This is a genomic window from Herbidospora sakaeratensis (assembly GCF_001570525.1).
Taxonomy (GTDB): Bacteria; Actinomycetota; Actinomycetes; order Streptosporangiales; family Streptosporangiaceae; genus Herbidospora; species Herbidospora sakaeratensis.
The window spans coordinates 114,130-132,522 of the sequence record NZ_BBXC01000015.1 but is presented as its reverse complement, the minus strand read 5'-3'; the positions used below and the strand labels follow the sequence as shown (position 1 = coordinate 132,522).

Here is an 18,393-nt window from a genome sequence, read left to right as displayed (position 1 = left end):
ACGCGGCGCGGAACCGCCGACGGCGGGCGGGGCCGTGGCAGGCGGAGCCGTAACTAAGAAGCGGTTACCGACGCGATCTCGTTGAGGGGGAACTCCAGGTAGTCGCCGGCCTCCTCGCACCAGGCGTCGAGGACGCCGCTGTGGAGTTCGCCGTGGCTGACCGTCGCGGTCACGCCGTCGGACAGGGTGATCAGCGCGCGCACGCCACGGTCGACGACGAAGCCCAGGAGCGACTGCTGGGCCGTCGGGAGGCGGCTGGCCAGGCGGCCGATCAGCGCCCACGTGTGGCCGCTCTGGCGGCCGTCGTCGCGGCTCTTGATCAGGCGCTTGGCGTGTTCGTGGGGGTCGGGCGGGGGCTCGGTGAACATGGGCGGCGGTTCGAGCTCGGCGACCCGGCCGCCCGGCAGCAGGATCAGCCGGCCGCCCGCCGGTTCGCGGCGGATCTCGATGTCGCCGGTGTCGTTGACCGGGACGGGGGCGTAGCCGGCCTCGCGCAGGGAGCGCAGGGTGCGGTCGGCGGGGGCGTTGCTGGCCAGCACCGTCGGGGCGAGCTGGCGCAGGCCCAGTTTCGCGAGCTTGCGGTGGCCGGCGATCTCGGCCAGCAGGCCGGGATCGGAGCCCTGCACGATGCAGCCGACCGAGGTGACGGTCACCTCGCCGTGGCGGCGGGCGACGTCGTTGATGAGGTAGACGAGCGGCTGGGGGAGGGTGCCGACCTGGGCGAGCTCGTCGAGCAGCTCGTCGGCGGTCGACCCGGCGTCGAGCGCGCGGCGCACGGTCGCGGGGCTGAACCGCCAGATCGACGCCGCGCCCTTCGCCTCGCGGGTGGCGACCCGGTCGAGCAGCGAGGCCAGTTCGACCGCCGGGGGGCCGGTGACCACGGCGGTCAGGTCGGCGCCGAACAGGGCGGTGCGCTGCGCGCTGGCCAGCGCCCGGGTGGAGGTCTCGGCCAGCGCCGGGTCGTGTTCGACCTCGGGGGCGCTGTCGTCGTGTTCGTCGCCCGCGACCGAGCCGAGGGAGGCCAGGGCGCGGCCGAGGTCGGTGAGGGAGTCGCAGGCGGTCAGGCCGAGCAGCCGCGACTCCTCCAGGATGCCGGGCGCCGACTCGGCCAGCAGCTCGCGGTCGAGCAGCGGCGCCCGCCAGTGCACCGACTGCACCAGCTCCTGCAGCGTGGCGAAGCCCTGGCCGGGCTCGACGTCGGTCAGGGCGCCGAGAACGGCCCGGCGGATGCGGGCGAGGGTCTCGCCGGCGGGGTCGTCGCCGAGCACCACCGGATAACGGCCGTCGACGCGGCGCAGCGACGAGCGCTCCATCCGCCACCAGGCCGCCAGCAGCACCCGCAGCCGGTGGGGGGCGTCTTCGAGCCGCCAGGCGTCGAAGCGCTCGGTCGGCACCAGGCCGCCCGCCTTGTCGTCGAGGGCGAGCAGCCGGGCCACCGCGCAGACCTCGATCAGCAGCCGGGTCTCGTCTTCCGAGGTGCCCGTCTCCTTGGCCACGCGGCGGATCTCGCGCACGCCCACGCCGCCGTTCTTCAGCAGCGGCAGGGTGGTCTTGTCGGTGTTCTCCAGCAGCGCGGTGGCGCGGTCGAGCAGGTGGGGCGCGGCCAGCGCCATCGCCAGGTCGACGGCGTCGCGGTCGACCGGGATGGTCGCCAGGTCGGGCGGATAGGGGGTGAAGGGGCCGTGGTATTCGGGGCCGCGCAGGCCGAGGGCGACCTCGCGGGGCATCTCGGCGACGTCCCACTGGGTGCGGAACAGCAGGCCGCGGTCCTGCGCCCACTTCTCGGGGGTGCCGGGGTTGACGAAGCGGTTGCCGTCGACGCTGCGGACCGGGCCGTCCCAGGCGAAGTCGTCGAGCAGGCCGACGGTTCCTTCGGGGGCGCTCGACAGCAGGTCGCCGAGTTTGTCGGGGTCGCTGAGCAGGGCGGTCACCCGGGCCGTCATCTGGCGTTTGCCGCCCGCCGGGGGGATGCCCAGCGTGCGGCACATGCGCCGCAGCCCTTCGGCGTTCAGCGCCCACGACTCCAGGTATTGGGCCAGCGGTTCGCCCAGGCCGCACGGGGCGGTCCACCAGCGGGCCACCGCCTCGGCCAGGTTGATGCGGCCGTCGGGACCGGGCCAGGCCAGGGCGCAGTCGTAGAGCCGGTCGAGCCACGGGATGACCTCGGAGGTGGACACGCCGAGGAACCGGGCCAGTTCGTCCTCCGTCGGGCGGCCGCCGATGACCAGGCACGCCTGCAGGAGCTCCAGAGGGGGCAGCGGGAGGCCGCGCATGACCTCCATGACCGCGAACGTGTTGCCGAGCCGCTGCGCGAGCGCATCGATCCGCCGGGGCCAGGGCGGGGCGATGGCGTCCGGGCGGTTGGCCAGGACACGCGCGAGACGGTCTTCGTCGAGAGTTGTCAGCCAGGCGATTAGGTGATCGTCCATCACAGATCTCTCAGGGCCTCGGGAAGCCGCGGTGGTGGAGACGCACGTGAGATCAAGATATTCGGCACCCTGGGCGACGAAAAGGTCATTCTCCTGTTCTCCCTCCTCCCCGCGAAGAGTGCTGGACTCCACCTCAGCACAGGATCACGCGATCGGAAGGCGATCCCGGATACTCGATGGGGAATTCCTGGCCGGGCGTTAACAGTGGTCCCAGCAGGCTCAGGAGATCGTCGGGGGGATCGTCGGCCAAGGGGCGCCCCCGCGCAGTCCGGGCTGCACGGGGACACCCCTCGGCCGGCGAGGGACTAATTCAGGACGGCCCAGACGGCCTTGCCGTGCGGGGCGAGGGGCGACCAGCCCCACCGCACGCTGATCGACTCGACGATGTGGAGGCCGAGCCCGCCGGGTTCGAAGGGGTTGGCCTCGCGCATGACCGGGGTGGCCGAGCCGGGGTCGGTGAGCGCGCAGGTGACGAACCCGCCGCGCCGGATGAGGGCGAGCCTGATCACCTCGCGCCGGTGGCGGTGGCCGATCTCCAGGCCGTGGCGCAGGGCGTTGGTGGCCAGTTCCGAGACGACGAGCTCCATGCCGTCGCACAGGTCGCCGAGTTCCCAGCCGGTCAGCGTGCCGGTGGCGAAGCTGCGGGCGCTGTGGACGGAATCGGCTCTGGGCGGGAGGACGAACGTGGCGGCCTGCGTGGGGGAGACGGCAGGCGGGAGGTCGCGCGCGGGTTCGGGCCACCAGCCGACCGGGGGCCACCAATCGAGTGCCGACCATTCGAGGACCGAGTGCACGAGATCATGATGGGGCACGGTCTCGTGCATGTGCAACAGCGGATGCACGTGCAGATGGTCGTTGCAGGCGCTACGGTTACCCAAAACGACCCTGGGACGAAAGGGGCGATCTTTGACAGACTGTAGTTCAGTCCACATACCGGAGGAATGACTCGTGTCCATCGACCCGCCAGGTTCCGGCTCCACCGTCCGGCGCATCATGCTCGGCGCCAGTCTCCGGAGGCTGCGCGAGGAGCGGGACCTGACCCGCGAAGAGGCCGGATTCCACATCCGCGCCTCCGAATCCAAGATCAGCCGGATGGAACTCGGCCGGGTCGGATTCAAGACACGAGATGTCGAAGACCTGCTCACCCTGTACGGCGTCGTCGACGACGCGGAGCGACGGCAGCTCCTGGAGATGGTCCGGGAGGCCAACACGCCCGGTTGGTGGCACAAGTTCGGCGAGGTGCTGCCGGGCTGGTTCGTCACCTTCATCGGACTGGAGGAGGCGGCCAGCGTGATCCGCACCTACGAGGTGCAGTTCGTGCCCGGCCTGCTCCAGACGTCGGCGTACGCCCGCTCGGTCATCCGGCTCGGGTTCCCCGACGCCACCGATGACGAGATCGAACGCCGCGTGCATGTGCGGATGCAGCGACAGGAGCGGCTGGCCCATGCGGGCGGCCCGCGCCTGTGGGCGGTCATCGACGAGGCGGCGCTCCGCCGGCCCATCGGGGGGCCCAAGATCATGCGCGAGCAGATCGAGCATCTGCTCGACGTGGCCCGGCTGCCCAACATCACCCTGCAGGTGATGCCGTTCCGCTTCGGCATGCACGCCGCCGAGGGCGGGGCCTTCACCATCCTGCGGTTTCCGGAGTCCGACCTTTCGGACGTGGTCTACGTCGAGCAACTCTGGGGCGCTCTGTACCTCGACAAACGCGAGGACATCGATCCGTACCTCACGGCCATGGAACAACTCTGCGTGGAGAGCACCACGCCGGGCGGGACCAGGGACCTGCTCGATGATCTTCTCAGAGAGAAAGTGTATGCAGACTTATAACGGGATGCCCGCCACCGCCCTTTCCGGGGTCCAGTGGCGGAAGAGCCTGCACAGCAACTCCACGGGCAACTGCGTGGAACTCGCGGAGCTGCCCGACGGCGGCGTCGCCGTCCGCAACTCCCGGTTCCCCGAGGGCCCGGCGCTCATCTACACGCGGGACGAGATCCGCGCGCTCGTGCTCGGGGTCAAGGACGGGGAGTTCGACGGCCTGGTCGCGTAACGCCGTTTCACCACGACTTTTAACACGAGGTTCACGCACTTAACGCCTTTGGGCCAGGTGTGTAACACGGGTCCGGCAGCATGGTTCCCATGCTGGACCAGATGACCTTGTATCCCGTCGCCGACGACGTGCTCTTCGCACCCGGCGGCCGGGTCGTGATCAGGACGTACGGTGTCGCCTCGGCGGCCGACCCCCATGACGGCAAGCCGCGGCCGGTGGCCTACCGGACGTGGGTCACCGGGGTCCGCGACCAGCCCCGCTACTGGCGCTGGGGACACTTCGAAGACGCCCGCCGGGGACACCGCAAGGTCCTCGAGTGGCTCACCGGGCGCGGACCGCAGCCCGCGCCCGTCAACTCCTAGACCGGGCCGTGGATCGGGCAGTTCCAGCTCAGCACGACCCGTTCGCCGTGCTCGTACCCCAGTGAGCAGTAGGTGCCGGTGTCGAGCCGGAGCAGCCTCCCCTCGGAGGCGGGCAGGCCGAGCCAGCGGGCCGCCAGCACCCGCAGGAAATGGCCGTGCGCCACGAGCAGCACCGAGCTGTCGTCACCGGTGAGCGCGTCGACGGCCCGGGTGATCGCCCGGTCGGCGCGCTCGCCGACGTGGTCGACGCTCTCACCCGGGTGGGCCGAGTCGCCCGGGATCACGCCGTCGCGCCAGATGTACCACCCGGGGATCGACTCCCTGATGGCGGCCGTGGTGACGCCCTCGTAGCCGCCGTAGTCCCACTCCCACAGGTCGGGGTCGGTCTCCCACTCGGTGAGCCCGGCGAGCTCGGCCGTCTTCTCGGCCCGCTGGGCCGGGCTGACCAGCACCAGCGCGAAGTCGCGTTCGGCGACCACGGCGTTCAGGGCACGCGCCTGCGTCTCGCCGTGGGGGGTCAGCGGGATGTCGGTCCGCCCGGTGTGGCGGCCGGCTCTGCTCCATTCGGTCTCGCCGTGGCGCAGCAGGATGATGTTCACCGACCCCATGATGGCCGGTGCCCGGTCGATAGTCTCTGATCGCGGACGTGTCGCGACAAAGGGGAGTCAGCAGATGGAACCGGTATCTGTGGGATTGATCGGAGCCGGGCCGTGGGCCGGCATGATCCACGCGCCCAAGCTCGCCGCCGGGCCGGACACCCGGCTGGCCGGGATCTGGGCCCGCCGCCCCGAGGCCGCCCGCGAGCTGGCCGCCAGAAACGGCACCCGCGCGTTCGAGCTGCTCGACGAGCTGTTCGACCACTGCGACGCGGTGGCGTTCTGCGTGCCCCCGGGTGTGCAGGCCGAGCTCGGCGTGCTGGCCGCGCAGGCCGGCAAGGCGCTGCTGCTGGAGAAGCCCCTGGCCGACAGCCTCGACGGCGCCCTGCGGCTGGCCGACGCGGTCGCCGAGGCCGGCGTGGCGACGCAGATGGTGTTCTCCTTCCGGTACGCCACCGCGACCGCCGCCTTCCTGGAGAAGGCCGCCGGGATCGAGCCGTTCGGCGGATACGCCGCCAACATCGGGGGCGCGCTGCACGGCGGCCCGTTCGCGACCCCCTGGCGGCTGGAGCGCGGTGCGATCCTCGACGTCGGCCCCCACATGCTCGACCTGCTCGACGCGGCGCTCGGCCCGATCGCCGGGGTGCGCGCCCACGGCAACTCCCTCGGCTGGGTCGGGCTGCTGCTGGAGCACGAGACCGGCGCGGTCAGCGAGGCGTCGCTGACCATGGCCGCCATCGGCGACCTGCCCGACGCCCGCGTCGAGGTGTTCGGCCGCAAGGGCTCGGCCACCCTGTTCGGGGCGATGCTGGGCGACGACGCCTTCGAGCGCATGGTCGCGCAGTTCGCCCAGACGGTCAGGAACGGCGGCGGCCACCCGCTCGACGCGGCCCACGGGCTGCGCCTCCAGCGCGTCATCGCGGAAGCGGAGCGGCAGCTCGCCGCCTGAGCAGCAGGGCCAGCCCCAGGGCGAGCGCGGCGCTGCCGGCGGCCGGCCCGAACGTGCCCGGCGTGAACCCGGTGACGGTCAGGGTGAGCAGCCCGGCCGCCGACAACACGACCGCCGCGACCGTCCGGGCGCGGGTCGGGCTCGCCGGGGGCGCCGCCTCGAACCGGGCCAGCAGCGCCGTCAGCACCGCCAGCACCAGCGACAACCAGCCGAGCCAGACGGGCAGCAGCAGCCACCAGGTCACCGACCACGGCTCGGGGGTCTGCGCGCCGAAGCCGACGAACGCGACGCCGCCCACGGTGATGAGCGCCGTCATGTGCCAGAGGTAGAAGGTCATCATGCGGGGCGCCAGCCAGGCCAGCACCGGCGCGGGCAGCGCCCGGTTCAGCCGCTCGCGCGCCCACAACGCCAGGCCGAGCTGACCGGCGAAGACCACGAGCATGACGGCGCTGGGCGGGGCCATGTTCGACGGCAGGCCGGGCATGCCGATCATGCTGGCCGGGTAGGGGCCGGCGAGCACCATGGCCGCCGTCATGCCGAACCCGGCGACGGCCAGCCACAGGGCCTTGCGGCCGGTCAGGCGGGCGAGCCTGCCCTGGGCGTACAGGAACCCGATCTGGTGGACGGCGAGCCAGACGAACACGACGTTCAGGTAACCGGCGGCCTCGAACCCGGAGAAGCGCACGACGTCGACGGCGAGCGCCCCGGCGGCGCACAGCGGCAGCAGCACCCCGGCGGGCGCCCGCGACAGCAGCGGCGTGGTCACGACCGCGAGCAGGTAGACGGCGAGGAACCAGAGCAGCTGGCCGACCAGCCGCGAGGCCACCTCCAGCGGCTGCGCCGGCACGCCCAGCGCGCCGAGCAGGTAGGGCAGCGGCAACCACACCGCGATCAGCGGCAGCACCGGCCAGCCGAGCCGCACCACCCGCTGGCCGATCCACTTCTCCGCGCTCTGCGCCTTGCCGGTCCAGCTGAGGTAGTTGGCCGCGCCCCCGGCGAAGAACACCAGCGGCATGACCTGGCTGACCCACGTCACCAGCGGCACCGACGCCAGCGCGTTGCCAGTGACCAGGTCGCCCCCGCGGTCGAGCAGCACCGGCATCGTCCAGTGCTGCACCACGACGAGCACCATGCCCAGCACCCGCAGGACGTCGACGAACGGGTCGCGCGGCGAGGCCACGGGATGGACGGGGTGGGGGTGGGTCATCGACATGGGGGGCCGCCTTCGGGGGGAATCGGGTCCCCTTGAGCCTCCCGAGAACGGCCGCGAAAGTCGGTCCCGCGGGCACCCGGCTTGATCGACGGGTTTCCGCTACCCCGGGTGGTGGTGCTGGCTACACCCCCGGGATCGGCGCCCTTCGCCGCCCGCCGGCTAGACCCCGCTCAGGTAGGCGAGCACCGCCAGCACGCGGCGGTGGCCGCTGTCGCTCGGCGGCAGGCCGAGCTTGGCGAAGATGTTGCCGACGTGCTTGTGCACGGCCCGTTCGGTGACCACGAGCGAGGCCGCGATGTCGGTGTTGGAGTGGCCCTCGGCCATCAGCGACAGGACCTCGCGCTCGCGCGGGGTGAGCGAGTCGATCGGGTGGGCGTGCCGGCGCACCAGCAGCTGGGCGATGACCTCCGGGTCCATGGCGGTGCCGCCCTTGGCCACCCGCTCCAGCGCGTCGACGAACTCCGACACCCGGGCCACCCGGTCCTTCAGCAGGTAGCCGATGCCGCCGCCGCCTCCGGCCAGCAGCTCGGTCGCGTAGGTCTGCTCGACGTACTGGGAGAGCACCAGGATCGGCTGGCCGGGGTGCACGCGGCGGACCTCCACGGCGGCGCGCACGCCCTCGTCGCGGAAGGTCGGCGGCAGCCGGATGTCGACCACGGCGATGTCGGGGCGGTGCTCGTCGACGGCCTCGTGGAACTCCTCGGCCGTGCCCACGGTGGCGACCACCTCGTGGCCCTCGGTGGTGAGCAGCAGCGTGAGGCCCTCGGCCAGCAGCACGCTGTCCTCAACGATGATCACTCGCACGGCAGCTCCACCCGCAGTGTCGTCGGCCCGCCGCGCGGGCTGGTCAGTGTGGTCTCCCCGTCGAAGGCGCTGACCCGGCGGCGGATGCCGGCCAGGCCGGACCCGCCGTCCTCGTCGGCGCCGCCCCGGCCGTCGTCGGTGACCTCGGCCGTGAGCCGGTTCTCCGTACGCCGGACGACGATCGTCGCCTTCGTGGCGGAGCTGTGCCGGGCGACGTTCGTCAGCGCCTCGGCGATCACGAAGTAGGCCGCCGCCTCGACCGCCGCCGGGAGCCGTCCGACGTCGTCGGTCTCGGTCTCGACCGGCACCGGCGAGCGGGCCGCCAGCGCCGCGACCGCACCCGGCAGGCCCCGGTCGGCCAGGATCGGCGGGTACATGCCCCGGATGATGCCGCGCAGCTCGGTCATCGTCTCCTCGGTGCTCAGCCGGGCCTCGGTGATCAGCGCGGCGGCCTTGCCGGGGTCGGTGGCCAGCACGCGTTCGGCGATGCCGAGCCGCATCGCGATGGAGACCAGCCGGGCCTGTGCGCCGTCGTGCAGGTCGCGTTCGATGCGGCGCAGCTCGTAGCCGTGCGCGTCGAGCGCCTCGGCCACCCGCTCGGCCAGCCGCACGTGCTGCGGCGTCGCCAGCAGCGAGCGGGCGAGCTGGGCCAGCCCCTCGGCGACCAGCGGCACGATCCGGAACCCCACGGCCGCGACCACCGCCATGAACAGCGGCACGGTGAGCGCCACCGTCCACCACGAGTCGAGCGCCCACGGCAGGTAGATGTGTCGGCCGGGCCCGAACGCGTCCCACCACAGCGGCAGCGACAGCGCCCAGCCGAGCGCGCCCCACAGGGCGATGGCCGGGATCGCGCCGAACGGGCCGGTGAACACGTGCTGGGCCAGGAAGGCGAGGTCGCGCCAGGTCTGCGGGTCGCCCATGACCACCCGCACCCGCGTGAGGATGCCGCCCCTGATCGGGTGGTACGACGCCGTCACCGGCCGGCCGAGCCACGCCCCCGCGTTCCGCCGGGCCAGTGACGCGACGCCCCGGTTCAGCCGGATCGCGTAGGGGAGCAGGATCAGCCCGAGGTAGGTCGCGGAGACGACCAGGGTCACGAAGGTGACGGCGATGGCCAGCAGACACAGGGGGACGAGCAGGAGCCCCAGCAGAAGCCGCCCGGTCGCCGTGACGGTCCGCCGCACCATGCGGTCAGCATAGCCTCACGTTCCCGGCAAAAAGGCTGTTGGTAACGTATGGGGCGCGTGACGCCGCAGCGAAGTCCGGTGCGAACCCGGCGCTGTTCCCGCAACTGTGATCCCTCCTCCGAGGGTCAGCCAGGTCGCCTGCGTCGTCGCCGACGTCGTCCGCCCTCGTGGAAAGGGTGATCCGTCCCCGGGTCTCTCGTTTCCCGGCAACTCCTCCGGAGGAAACTCGTGAGGCCCCTTCGCACGGCCCTCGCGGGCGTGTTGCTGGGTGTCACCCTGCTGTCCGGCTGCGGCAGCAGTGACACCGCCACCCCCGCCCCCACTTCTGCCCCCGCCTCGGCCGCTCCCGGCGGCCCCTTCCCGGTGACGGTCCAGGCCGCCAACGGTCCCGTGACGATCGCCGCCAAGCCGCAGCGGATCGTGTCGTTGTCGCCCACCGCCACCGAGTCGCTGTTCGCGATCGGCGCCGGGCCGCAGGTCACCGCCGTCGACGACCAGTCGAACTTCCCCGCCGAGGCCCCCAAGACCGACCTGTCGGGCTTCAAGCCCAACGTCGAGGCCATCACCGGGCGCAACCCCGACCTGGTCGTCGTCTCCAACGACCTCGAAGGCGTCGTCGCCGGGCTCGGCAAGGTCGGCGTGCCGGTGCTGGTGCTGACCGCCGCCACCAAGATCGACGACGCGTACGCCGAGATCGAGAAGCTGGGCACCGCCACCGGCAACCGCGCCAGGGCCGACGAGGTCGTGGCCGGCATGAAGCGGAAGCTCGCCGACCTGGCCGCCGCCGCCCCCAAGGCCGAGCTGACCTACTACCACGAGCTCGACGTCACCCCCTACGCCGCCACCTCCACCACCTTCATCGGCCAGATCTACGCCCTGTTCGGCCTGAAGAACATCGCCGACGCGGCCCCCGACGCGGCGGGCGGCTACCCGAAGCTCTCGGCCGAGTTCGTGGCGAAGGCCGACCCCGACCTGATCTTCCTGGCCGACGTGAAGTGTTGCGGCCAGAACGCCGAGGCCCTCGCGGAGCGCCCGGGCTGGGGCGGCCTCAAGGCCGTCGCCGACGGCGACGTGGTCGAACTCGACGACGACGTCGCCTCCCGCTGGGGCCCCCGGGTGGTCGACCTGGCCGAGGCCATCGGCGCCGGGGTGGCCAAGGCCGCGGGCTGATGCGCAAGGGGGTGGCGTTCGCGGGGGCCGCCGTGGTGCTGGCGGCGTGCATGACCGCCGGGCTGATGGTCGGCGCGGCCGGGTTGCCCCTCAAGGGGGTGGTGCTCGCGCTGGCCGACCGGCTGCCGTTCGTCGAGGCGCACTCCGGGCTGACGCCGCTGGAGACCGGGGTGCTGTTCGAGCTGCGGCTGCCCCGGGTGCTGCTCGGCGCGATGGTCGGCGGGCTGCTCGCCGTCGCGGGGGCCGGGTACCAGGGCGTGTTCCGCAATCCGCTCGCCGACCCCTACCTGCTGGGGGCCGCCGCCGGGGCCGGGCTCACGGTCACGCTGGTCATCGTGGCCGTGGGGGACGGGGCGGCGGTGCCGCTCGCGGCGTTCTGCGGGGCGGCCGGCGGGGTGCTGCTCGCCTACGGGCTGGGGCACACCGCCACCCGGGGCGGCGGCACCGCCACGCTGGTGCTCGCGGGGGTGGCGGTGACGTCGTTCCTGACCGCCATCCAGACGTTCCTCCAGCAGCTCAAGGTCGAGGAGCTGCAGCGCGTCTACGCGTGGATCCTCGGCGACGTCGGCGGCGGCTGGGAGCAGGTCGCGATGTGCGCCCCCTACGCCGCGGTGGCCGCCGCGATCCTGCTGCTGCACGGGCGGCTGCTCGACGTGTTGTCGGTCGGCGACGACGAGGCGAGCGCGCTGGGCGTGCGGGCCGGCCGGGTGCGGCTGGTCGTGCTGGTCGCGGCCTCGCTGGCCACGGCCGCCGCCGTGTCGGCGGGCGGGCTGATCGGGTTCGTCGGCGTCGTGGTGCCGCACGCCGTCAGGCGGCTGGCCGGGGGCTCCTACCGCGTGGTGCTGCCACTGTCGCTGCTGGCGGGCGGCGCGTTCCTGGTGACGGCCGACCTGATCGCGCGGACCGTGCTGGCCCCGGCCGAACTGCCCATCGGGGTGGTCACCGCGTTCGTCGGCGCGCCGTTCTTCGTGACCATCCTGCGCGCCACCCGGAAGGTGGAGACGTGACCGTCGAGATCACCGACGTGGGCGTGGACCTCGGCGGGCGGCCGGTCCTGCGCGGCGTGACCGCCACCGCCCGCGAGGGCCGCTGGCTGGCCGTCATCGGCCCCAACGGGGCCGGGAAGTCGACCCTGCTCAAGGCCGTCATGGGGCTGCTGCCCTGCACCGGGCTGATCACCGTCGGCGGCCGTCCGGTACGCGACCTCGCGCCCCGCGACCGGGCCCGGGTGCTGGCCTACGCGCCGCAGAGCCCGCTGCTGCCGCCCGACATGACCGTTCACGAGTACGCCCTGCTGGGGCGGACGCCGTACATCCCCTACTGGGGGCGCGAGAGCGCCCGCGACACCGAGACCGCCCGTGCGGTGCTCGACCGTCTCGACCTCACGGCCCTGGCCGCGCGCCCCCTGGAACGGCTCAGCGGCGGTGAACGCCAGCGGGTGGTGCTGGCCCGCGCGCTGACGCAGCAGGCGCCCGTGCTGCTCCTCGACGAGCCGACCACGGCCCTCGACCTCGGCCACCAGCAGCAGGTGCTGGAACTGGTCGACCGGCTGCGCCGCGACGACGGCCTCACCGTCGTCAGCACCCTGCACGACCTCACGGTGGCCGCCCAGTACGCCGACGACCTGCTCCTGATGAGCGGCGGCACGGCCGTGGCGGCCGGCGGCCCCGGCGAGGTGCTCACCGAGGAGCTCGTCACCCGCCACTTCGGCGCCCGCGTGACCATCGGCGCCGGACCGGCCGGACGGCCGGTCGTGCACCTGCGCCGCCCTACTGGGTGAACTTCACACTCGAGATCATCGTGGTGATCATCGTGTCGTCGCACTTGGCCGTCGGGCAGAAGAACGTCATCAGCGCCGACGGCTGGCCGGCCCGGGTCACCAGGTAACTGCGGAAGTCGAGCCGTCCGGCGCCGGTCGCGTCGCTGAGGAATCCGCTGACCTTGAAGCCGGGCTGCCCGCCCACCGAGGTCGGCTCGGGCGCGCCCGGGATGGACACCACGCCGGGCAGCGTCGCCTGGAGCCCGGCCTGGACCGACTCCAGCGCGTCGCCGGCCGAGATCGTGTCGGTGGTCTGGGCGATGACGCCGCTCGACTTGTCGGGGGAGCCGGTGATGATCGGGTTGACCGCCGACCAGTCGGGGTTGCCGGGCACGCTGAACAGCGCGTCGAACGCGTCGGCCGAGGCCGCGATCGTGACGTGCTGGTCGGAGTAGTCCTTGCGGGTCCAGGTCGACGGATAGCTGAAGCTGTAGGGGGCCGCGACGTTGCCGGGGAAGCTCTCCCACGACGCCTGCCCGTCGCCGCCGCTCTGGCTGACGACGTAGACCGCGCCCGCCGCGATCAGCCCCAGCGCCAGCACCCCGCCGATCACCGGGACCAGCGGGAACTTCTTGTTCTGCGGCCGCCCGGACGGGGACGTCGACACCTGCGACACCCGCGAGGGATACGACGACGGGTGCGAGGGATGCGTGTAGGGCGGGTTGGAGATCGGGTTCTGGTAGACGGGGTTCTGGTGGACGGTGCCCGGAGGCTGCGACGGCCACGACTGCCGGGGGCCCGAGATCGGGCTGGGCAGGTCGCCCTCGGTGCCGCTGATCGCGTCGCGCAGCGCCGACACGAACGCCGTGCAGGTCGGGTAGCGGTCGAGCGGCGACTTCGACAACGCCCGCGACAGCACCTGGTTCACCGTGTGGGGCAGGTCGGGCCGGTAGGGCGTCAGCGGCGGCGGGTCGTGGGAGACGTGCGCGTAGAGCAGCGCCAGCTCGGTGTCGCGCTGGAACGGCGGCAGCCCGGCCAGGGCCTCGTAGACGACGCACGCGAAGGCGTAGCCGTCGGCGCGGCCGTCGACCGGCAGGCCCCGGATCTGCTCGGGCGCGACGTAGCGCGGGGTGCCCATGAAGTGGCCGTGGCTGGTCAGGCCGGTGTCGGCCGAGGAGCTCTTGGTCAGGCCGAAGTCGGTCAGGTAGACGTGGTCGTTGCCGGTGACCAGGATGTTGGCCGGCTTCACGTCGCGGTGCACCAGCCCGTTGGCGTGGGCCTCGTCGAGGGCCGAGGCGATCTGCGAGAACAGGTGGTTGGCCCGCGCCACCGGCAGCGGGCCGTTCGACTGCACCAGCTTGCGCAGGTCGCTGCCGCCGTCGACGTAGCGCATCGCGATGAACAACATCCCGTCGTGCTCGCCGGCCTCGTAGATCGGGATGATGTGCGGGTGGTCGATCGAGGCGACCAGGCGCGACTCGCGTACGAACCGGTCGCGGAACCGGCTGTCCTCGGCCAGCTGCGGGGCCAGCACCTTGAGCGCGACCGCGCGGCCGAGCCGCTGGTCGCGCGCGCGGTAGACGGTGGCCATGCCGCCCCGGCCGACCACCGCCTCGATCGTGTAGTCGCCGATCCGCTGCCCCACCAGCGCCGGCAGTTCGGCGCTCATGGCGCGTCCGACGGATGACCGCAGAACCCGCAGAACCGGTGGGCGTGGCCCAGCCGCATGCCGCACTGGGTGCAGAACTTCTTCGACGCCCCGCCCGGGTTCGAGCCGGGGTTCGAGACGTGCTGCCGCCCCCCGGGCGGCGAGACGTCCACCACCGGCTGCCCCGGGTTGGGGGTGCGGTAGACCTCCGTCTGGGCGGGCCAGGACGTGACCAACGCGTGGTTCTCCCCCGATGTGTCCTGCTGATCCTCCCCGTTGCGCCGGCGCCGCAGCAGGAACGGCACCGACCCGGCCACGACGGCCCCCACGAGCACGACACCCCCGGTGATCCAGATCCACGACGCCACCCCCGACGCGGGCGCCGGGACGGGGACGGGCGTGGACTTCTTCGTCGCCGCGTCCTCGGCCGTGCCGGCCTTGGCCTTCGAGACGCGGAGGTATTCGAGCGCCACGGCGTGGTCCTGCCGCAGGGTCAGCACCTGCTGCAGCACCGGGGCCGCGTTGCCGTAGAGCTTGTTGTGGTAGGCGGCGAGCGCCTGCTCGTAGACGACGTCGACGGGGCCCCGGCGGGGCGTCACCCCGGCCGCCACCAGGGCGGTGCGGATCTCGTCGACGGGCGTCACGGTCGCGGGCAGGCTGCCGCCCCCCGACAACACCCCAACCACCTCGCTCTTGCCGTCGTCGATCACCGCGGCGCCGACGGCGCCCGCTTCGATGAGTTTGTCGATTTTGTCACGTTCCGCCGCCTTGAAGTTGCGGCTGCCCGGCGGGTCGAAGTGGGCCGTGTCCATCTTCGGCGGCGCCTTCGCCGACGGGCGGGCGGCCATCGTCATGACGTCGACCGACTCGACCTTGGCGCTGATCGTGGTGCCCATCGGCACGGTCGGCAGGTTGTTCTTCGGGCCCGCGTTGACCTTCAGCACGGCCGGGGCCGAGGGCGCGTCGCCCGCCGACAGCACCTCGGCCGCGAGGCCGTCGGGCAGCGGCGGGTCGAGGAACGGGAAGGCGGTCACCTTCGTCTCGACGGTGGCGTTGCACGTCGAGTTCTGGGTGCGCGGCGGATAACACGCCTGCAGGCGGATGTTCAGGTCGGGGTCGTCGACCGTGTGACGGTCGAAGTCGGCCGGGATGTCGACCTTGAAGTATTCGGCGAAGACCCGGTTGGCGGCGTACACCTGCAGATCTTTGTCGGGACGGACGACCTGGGTCGCGGTCACGATCACGCCGTCGGGCGTGACGGTGAATCCGCTGCCGGTCGCCAGTTCGACCTCGTATTCGCGTTCGAAGCGCTGAAGACGGGCGCGGTCGTCGATGAGGGTGACGGAGACCGTGGACTCGGACTCCACCCGGACGGCCCCCGGGGTGACCCGGTCGGTCGATCCGCTGGGGTGGGGATGCAACAAGGGCATGCCCAGGACACCGAGGGCACCGAGCCCCGCGATGACGGCCAGGCGGGGCATGTCCGCCTCCTTACCGAATGACGACGAATTCCAGCGTCTCAGTGGCCGGAAACCCCGGCAAGGGTTCACACGGTCACCGAAACTCATCTGATACCGGCCAAGGATCACGCCAAGGCTTGCATTTCACTTGCAATCGGATCGAAGGTGGCGACCTGCCGCTTCGCGGGGCGACCAGGACACACTAATCTGCCACCATGGCCCTCCGCATCCCCGCGCCCTCACGGAGCGACCTCCTCATCGGCGCCGCCGTCGCGGCCGTCGGCATCCTTGAGGCCTTCACCTCCGCGACCAGCTACGGCGCGGCCCAGAATCCCGAACTCTGGTGGATCCCGCAGGCCCTGATCGCGGGGGCCGTGCTCTGCTTCCGCCGCACGTCGCCGGTGATCGTCTTCGTGGCGACCGTGGTGATCCAGTTCCTCTGGCACCGCCAGGGATACGAGATGTGCCAGGTCCACCAGCAGGCCGCGCTGCTGATCGCGTTCCACTCGCTGGGCGCCCACCTGTCGTGGAAGCGGGGGGCCGTCTGGGGCCTGGGCGGGATCTTCGTCTTCGACATCGGCGCGGTCGACATGCGGCCGCTGCCCGTCGACGAGGTCATCTTCCTCACGGTCCTGTTCGGCTTCGCCTACCTGACCGGTGTGGGCCTGCGCGCCTGGCTCGTCCGGGCCGAGAAGGCCGCCAGGCAGGCCGCGCTGGCCGAGGTCGAGCGGGAGCGCCGGGCCGCCGAGGCGGTCGCCGCCGAGCGCAGCCGGATCGCCCGCGAACTGCACGACGTGGTCGCCCACAGCGTCAGCATGATGGTCATGCAGGCCGCCACGCTGCGCCGCTCCCAGGGCGGCGAGAACCCCGTGCTGACCGGGATCGAGCAGGCCGGCCGCGACGCCGTCAACGAGCTGCGGGTGATGCTGGGCGCGTTGCGCATGCCGCAGGACGAGGCGCTGCCTCAGCCCGGCCTCGACATGGTGCAGAACCTGATCTCCACGGTCAGCAACACCGCCCTGACGGTCACCCTGACGGTCAGCGGCGAGCCGGTCCGGCTGGCGCCGGGTCTCGACCTGTCGGCCTACCGGATCGTGCAGGAGGCGCTCACCAACGCCGTCAAGTACGCCGGCGAGGCCGACGTCCAGATCAAGATCACCTATCACCCGCTCTCGGTCACCCTCGAGGTGACCGACAACGGCAGGGCCACCGGGACCGACGGGTTGTCGACCGGCAACGGCCTCATCGGCATGCGCGAGCGGGCCGAGCTGTTCGGCGGCACCCTCGACGCGGGGCCGCGTGAAGAGGGCGGGTTCCGCGTCTGCGCGGTGCTGCCCACGTCCCCGGGAGTCGTCCTGGTATGAGCGAGAACATCAGGATCGTGCTGGCCGACGACCAGGCCATGATCCGGGCCGGTCTCCGCATGGTGGTGGAGAGCGAGCCGGGCATGGAGGTCGTGGGCGAGGCCGCCGACGGCGTGGAGGCCGTCGCGGTGGCCCGCCGGGTGCGGCCGGACGTGGTCCTGATGGACATCTCGATGCCCCGCATGGACGGCCTGACCGCCGCCCGGCAGCTGCTCGAAGCGCCCAGCCCGCCCAAGGTCATCATGCTGACCACCTTCGACACCGACGAGAACCTCTACGCCGCCCTCCGGGCCGGGACCAGCGGCTTCCTGCTCAAGGTGTCGCCGCCCGAGCAGCTCGTGGAGGCCGTCAGGGTGGTCGCCGCGGGTGACGGGCTGCTCGACCCGGCGGTCACCACGCGGGTGATCGCCTCCTTCGCCGGCCGTCACGAGCCGGTCCGGCCGCCGCAGCTCGCCGAGCTGACGCCGCGGGAGCTGGAGGTGCTCCGCATGCTCGCCAAGGGCCTCACCAACGCCGAGATCGCGAGCGCGCTCTTCGTCGGTGAGGCCACGGTCAAGACCCATGTGGCGCGGGTGCTGATGAAGCTGAACCTGCGCGACCGCGCTCAGGCGGTCGTGTTCGCGTACGAGTCGGGCGTGGTGACGCCCGGGGCCGTCGGGTAGTAGGAGATCCACTCCGCGTCGGACATGCGCAGCACCTTGACGCCCCAGTAGCCGAAGGCGATCACCGGGACGCCCCAGGTGAGCAGGGTGATCGGGCCGTACTCCAGGATGAAGCCGACCCACCAGCCGATCAGGATCAGGATCGTCGTCCACAGCGGGGCGAACCCGGCGCGCCACAGGGCGATGGCGAGCAGGCCGGCCCCGATCGGGCCGAAGAACAACCACGGCATCTGGAAGCCGAAGACCACGCCGGGCAGGTTGAACATCTCGTCGAAGATCTTCGCGGCCTGCTCGGGGGTGTTGTGCTGCCCCAGGTACCACTCGACCGGGTCGACCATCAGCAGCGCCGACAGCGCCAGGAAGCCGATCACGGCCATGGTGCCGCCGATGTGGGCGAGCACCGCGCCGCGCTTGCGGGCGAAGTGCAGGACGCCGATCAGGGCGACCGGGAGCAACATCCACGACCAGTGGTAGAGCGCCGACTGGAGCTGCGCCATGGCCGGGTTGTCCTGGTAGCTGACCGACTCGCGGATGTCGCCCCAGGTGCCCGGGTCGACGACCACCGCGACGAACTGCAGCACCGGCGAAACGATCAGCAGCAGGCCGGTGGCCCAGCGCCGGAAGCCGGTTGTGCTCTTGAACATCTCTCGAATCCCCCTCGGGTATCTCTCAGTGCGGCGGACGTTACGGATCCGGCCATCGGGAGGACGTCCGTCAGACGGGTGATTCGCCGTCAC

The 18,393-nt window shown here is 72.1% G+C and carries 18 protein-coding genes and 1 riboswitch; of the genes, 9 read left to right on the top strand and 9 right to left on the bottom strand.

Annotation, left to right across the window (positions count from 1 at the left end; all coding sequences use genetic code 11):
• Positions 1-53: 53 nt before the first annotated feature.
• Both AW271_RS24805 and AW271_RS24800 read right to left on the bottom strand, forming a co-directional pair.
• Complete coding sequence (locus tag AW271_RS24805; protein ID WP_062339993.1) at positions 54-2,429, bottom strand: helicase-associated domain-containing protein; 2,376 nt, start codon at positions 2,427-2,429, stop codon at positions 54-56.
• A 305-nt stretch (positions 2,430-2,734) separates the two neighbouring features.
• Complete coding sequence (locus AW271_RS24800; RefSeq protein WP_245653183.1) at positions 2,735-3,271, bottom strand: ATP-binding protein; 537 nt, start codon at positions 3,269-3,271, stop codon at positions 2,735-2,737.
• A gap of 151 nt (positions 3,272-3,422) precedes the next feature.
• Here AW271_RS24800 and AW271_RS24795 point away from each other — a divergent pair, with 151 nt between their 5' ends.
• The 3 genes from AW271_RS24795 to AW271_RS24785 all read left to right on the top strand — a co-directional run bounded on the left by AW271_RS24795 (position 3,423) and on the right by AW271_RS24785 (position 4,841).
• Positions 3,423-4,259, top strand: coding sequence for a Sco1979 family transcriptional regulator (locus tag AW271_RS24795; protein WP_218008179.1), 837 nt, complete (start codon positions 3,423-3,425; stop codon positions 4,257-4,259).
• The gene (locus AW271_RS24790; RefSeq protein WP_061294725.1) at positions 4,246-4,479 is read left to right on the top strand and encodes a DUF397 domain-containing protein; all 234 of its coding nucleotides are present in this window, start codon (positions 4,246-4,248) and stop codon (positions 4,477-4,479) included. Before AW271_RS24795 ends, AW271_RS24790 begins: the two co-directional genes overlap by 14 nt.
• A 101-nt stretch (positions 4,480-4,580) precedes the next feature.
• A complete protein-coding gene (locus tag AW271_RS24785) occupies positions 4,581-4,841 on the top strand; it encodes a hypothetical protein (protein ID WP_231515285.1) in 261 nt (86 codons plus the stop codon).
• Here the strand turns inward: AW271_RS24785 and AW271_RS24780 are convergent.
• On the bottom strand, positions 4,838-5,440 hold the full coding sequence (locus AW271_RS24780) for a histidine phosphatase family protein (protein ID WP_439649001.1): 603 nt from the start codon (positions 5,438-5,440) through the stop codon (positions 4,838-4,840). The two genes, AW271_RS24785 and AW271_RS24780, sit on opposite strands and share 4 nt — an antisense overlap.
• A gap of 88 nt (positions 5,441-5,528) precedes the next feature.
• Between AW271_RS24780 and AW271_RS24775 the strand changes: the two genes are divergently transcribed.
• Positions 5,529-6,386 carry a Gfo/Idh/MocA family protein gene (locus AW271_RS24775; protein ID WP_245653182.1) on the top strand — a complete coding sequence of 286 codons (858 nt, stop codon included), beginning with the start codon at positions 5,529-5,531 and terminating at the stop codon, positions 6,384-6,386.
• Here the strand turns inward: AW271_RS24775 and AW271_RS24770 are convergent.
• From AW271_RS24770 to AW271_RS24760, 3 genes are all read right to left on the bottom strand, one after another.
• A complete protein-coding gene (locus tag AW271_RS24770) occupies positions 6,352-7,599 on the bottom strand; it encodes an acyltransferase family protein (RefSeq protein ID WP_218008172.1) in 1,248 nt (415 codons plus the stop codon). The two genes, AW271_RS24775 and AW271_RS24770, sit on opposite strands and share 35 nt — an antisense overlap.
• 159 nt (positions 7,600-7,758) lie before the next feature.
• Positions 7,759-8,403 (bottom strand): response regulator transcription factor, encoded by a 645-nt coding sequence (locus tag AW271_RS24765; RefSeq protein WP_062339988.1) that lies wholly within the window; start codon positions 8,401-8,403, stop codon positions 7,759-7,761.
• Positions 8,394-9,593, bottom strand: coding sequence for a sensor histidine kinase (locus AW271_RS24760; protein ID WP_062339987.1), 1,200 nt, complete (start codon positions 9,591-9,593; stop codon positions 8,394-8,396). The genes AW271_RS24765 and AW271_RS24760 overlap by 10 nt, the downstream gene beginning before the upstream one ends.
• A 27-nt stretch (positions 9,594-9,620) precedes the next feature.
• Positions 9,621-9,753, top strand: a riboswitch (cobalamin riboswitch).
• Positions 9,754-9,821: 68 nt separating this feature from the next.
• Between AW271_RS24760 and AW271_RS24755 the strand changes: the two genes are divergently transcribed.
• From AW271_RS24755 to AW271_RS24745, 3 genes are read left to right on the top strand one after another with little or no spacing between them, the layout of a single operon-like run.
• On the top strand, positions 9,822-10,763 hold the full coding sequence (locus AW271_RS24755) for a helical backbone metal receptor (protein ID WP_062339986.1): 942 nt from the start codon (positions 9,822-9,824) through the stop codon (positions 10,761-10,763).
• Positions 10,763-11,770, top strand: a complete 1,008-nt coding sequence (locus tag AW271_RS24750) for a FecCD family ABC transporter permease (RefSeq protein ID WP_062339985.1) — start codon at positions 10,763-10,765, stop codon at positions 11,768-11,770. Before AW271_RS24755 ends, AW271_RS24750 begins: the two co-directional genes overlap by 1 nt.
• Positions 11,767-12,543 carry an ABC transporter ATP-binding protein gene (locus AW271_RS24745; RefSeq protein WP_062339984.1) on the top strand — a complete coding sequence of 259 codons (777 nt, stop codon included), beginning with the start codon at positions 11,767-11,769 and terminating at the stop codon, positions 12,541-12,543. Before AW271_RS24750 ends, AW271_RS24745 begins: the two co-directional genes overlap by 4 nt.
• Here AW271_RS24745 and AW271_RS38030 read toward each other — a convergent pair.
• Positions 12,533-14,191, bottom strand: a complete 1,659-nt coding sequence (locus tag AW271_RS38030) for a serine/threonine-protein kinase (protein ID WP_063818105.1) — start codon at positions 14,189-14,191, stop codon at positions 12,533-12,535. The two genes, AW271_RS24745 and AW271_RS38030, sit on opposite strands and share 11 nt — an antisense overlap.
• The gene (locus tag AW271_RS24735; RefSeq protein WP_062339983.1) at positions 14,188-15,651 is read right to left on the bottom strand and encodes a S1C family serine protease; all 1,464 of its coding nucleotides are present in this window, start codon (positions 15,649-15,651) and stop codon (positions 14,188-14,190) included. The genes AW271_RS38030 and AW271_RS24735 overlap by 4 nt, the downstream gene beginning before the upstream one ends.
• A 194-nt stretch (positions 15,652-15,845) precedes the next feature.
• Between AW271_RS24735 and AW271_RS24730 the strand changes: the two genes are divergently transcribed.
• A complete protein-coding gene (locus tag AW271_RS24730) occupies positions 15,846-16,994 on the top strand; it encodes a sensor histidine kinase (protein WP_062339982.1) in 1,149 nt (382 codons plus the stop codon).
• Positions 16,991-17,656, top strand: coding sequence for a response regulator (locus AW271_RS24725; RefSeq protein ID WP_083977170.1), 666 nt, complete (start codon positions 16,991-16,993; stop codon positions 17,654-17,656). The genes AW271_RS24730 and AW271_RS24725 overlap by 4 nt, the downstream gene beginning before the upstream one ends.
• On the opposite strand, the gene AW271_RS24720 is transcribed toward AW271_RS24725, so the two are convergent.
• Complete coding sequence (locus AW271_RS24720) at positions 17,599-18,300, bottom strand: hypothetical protein (protein WP_062339981.1); 702 nt, start codon at positions 18,298-18,300, stop codon at positions 17,599-17,601. The two genes, AW271_RS24725 and AW271_RS24720, sit on opposite strands and share 58 nt — an antisense overlap.
• Positions 18,301-18,393: the final 93 nt, after the last annotated feature.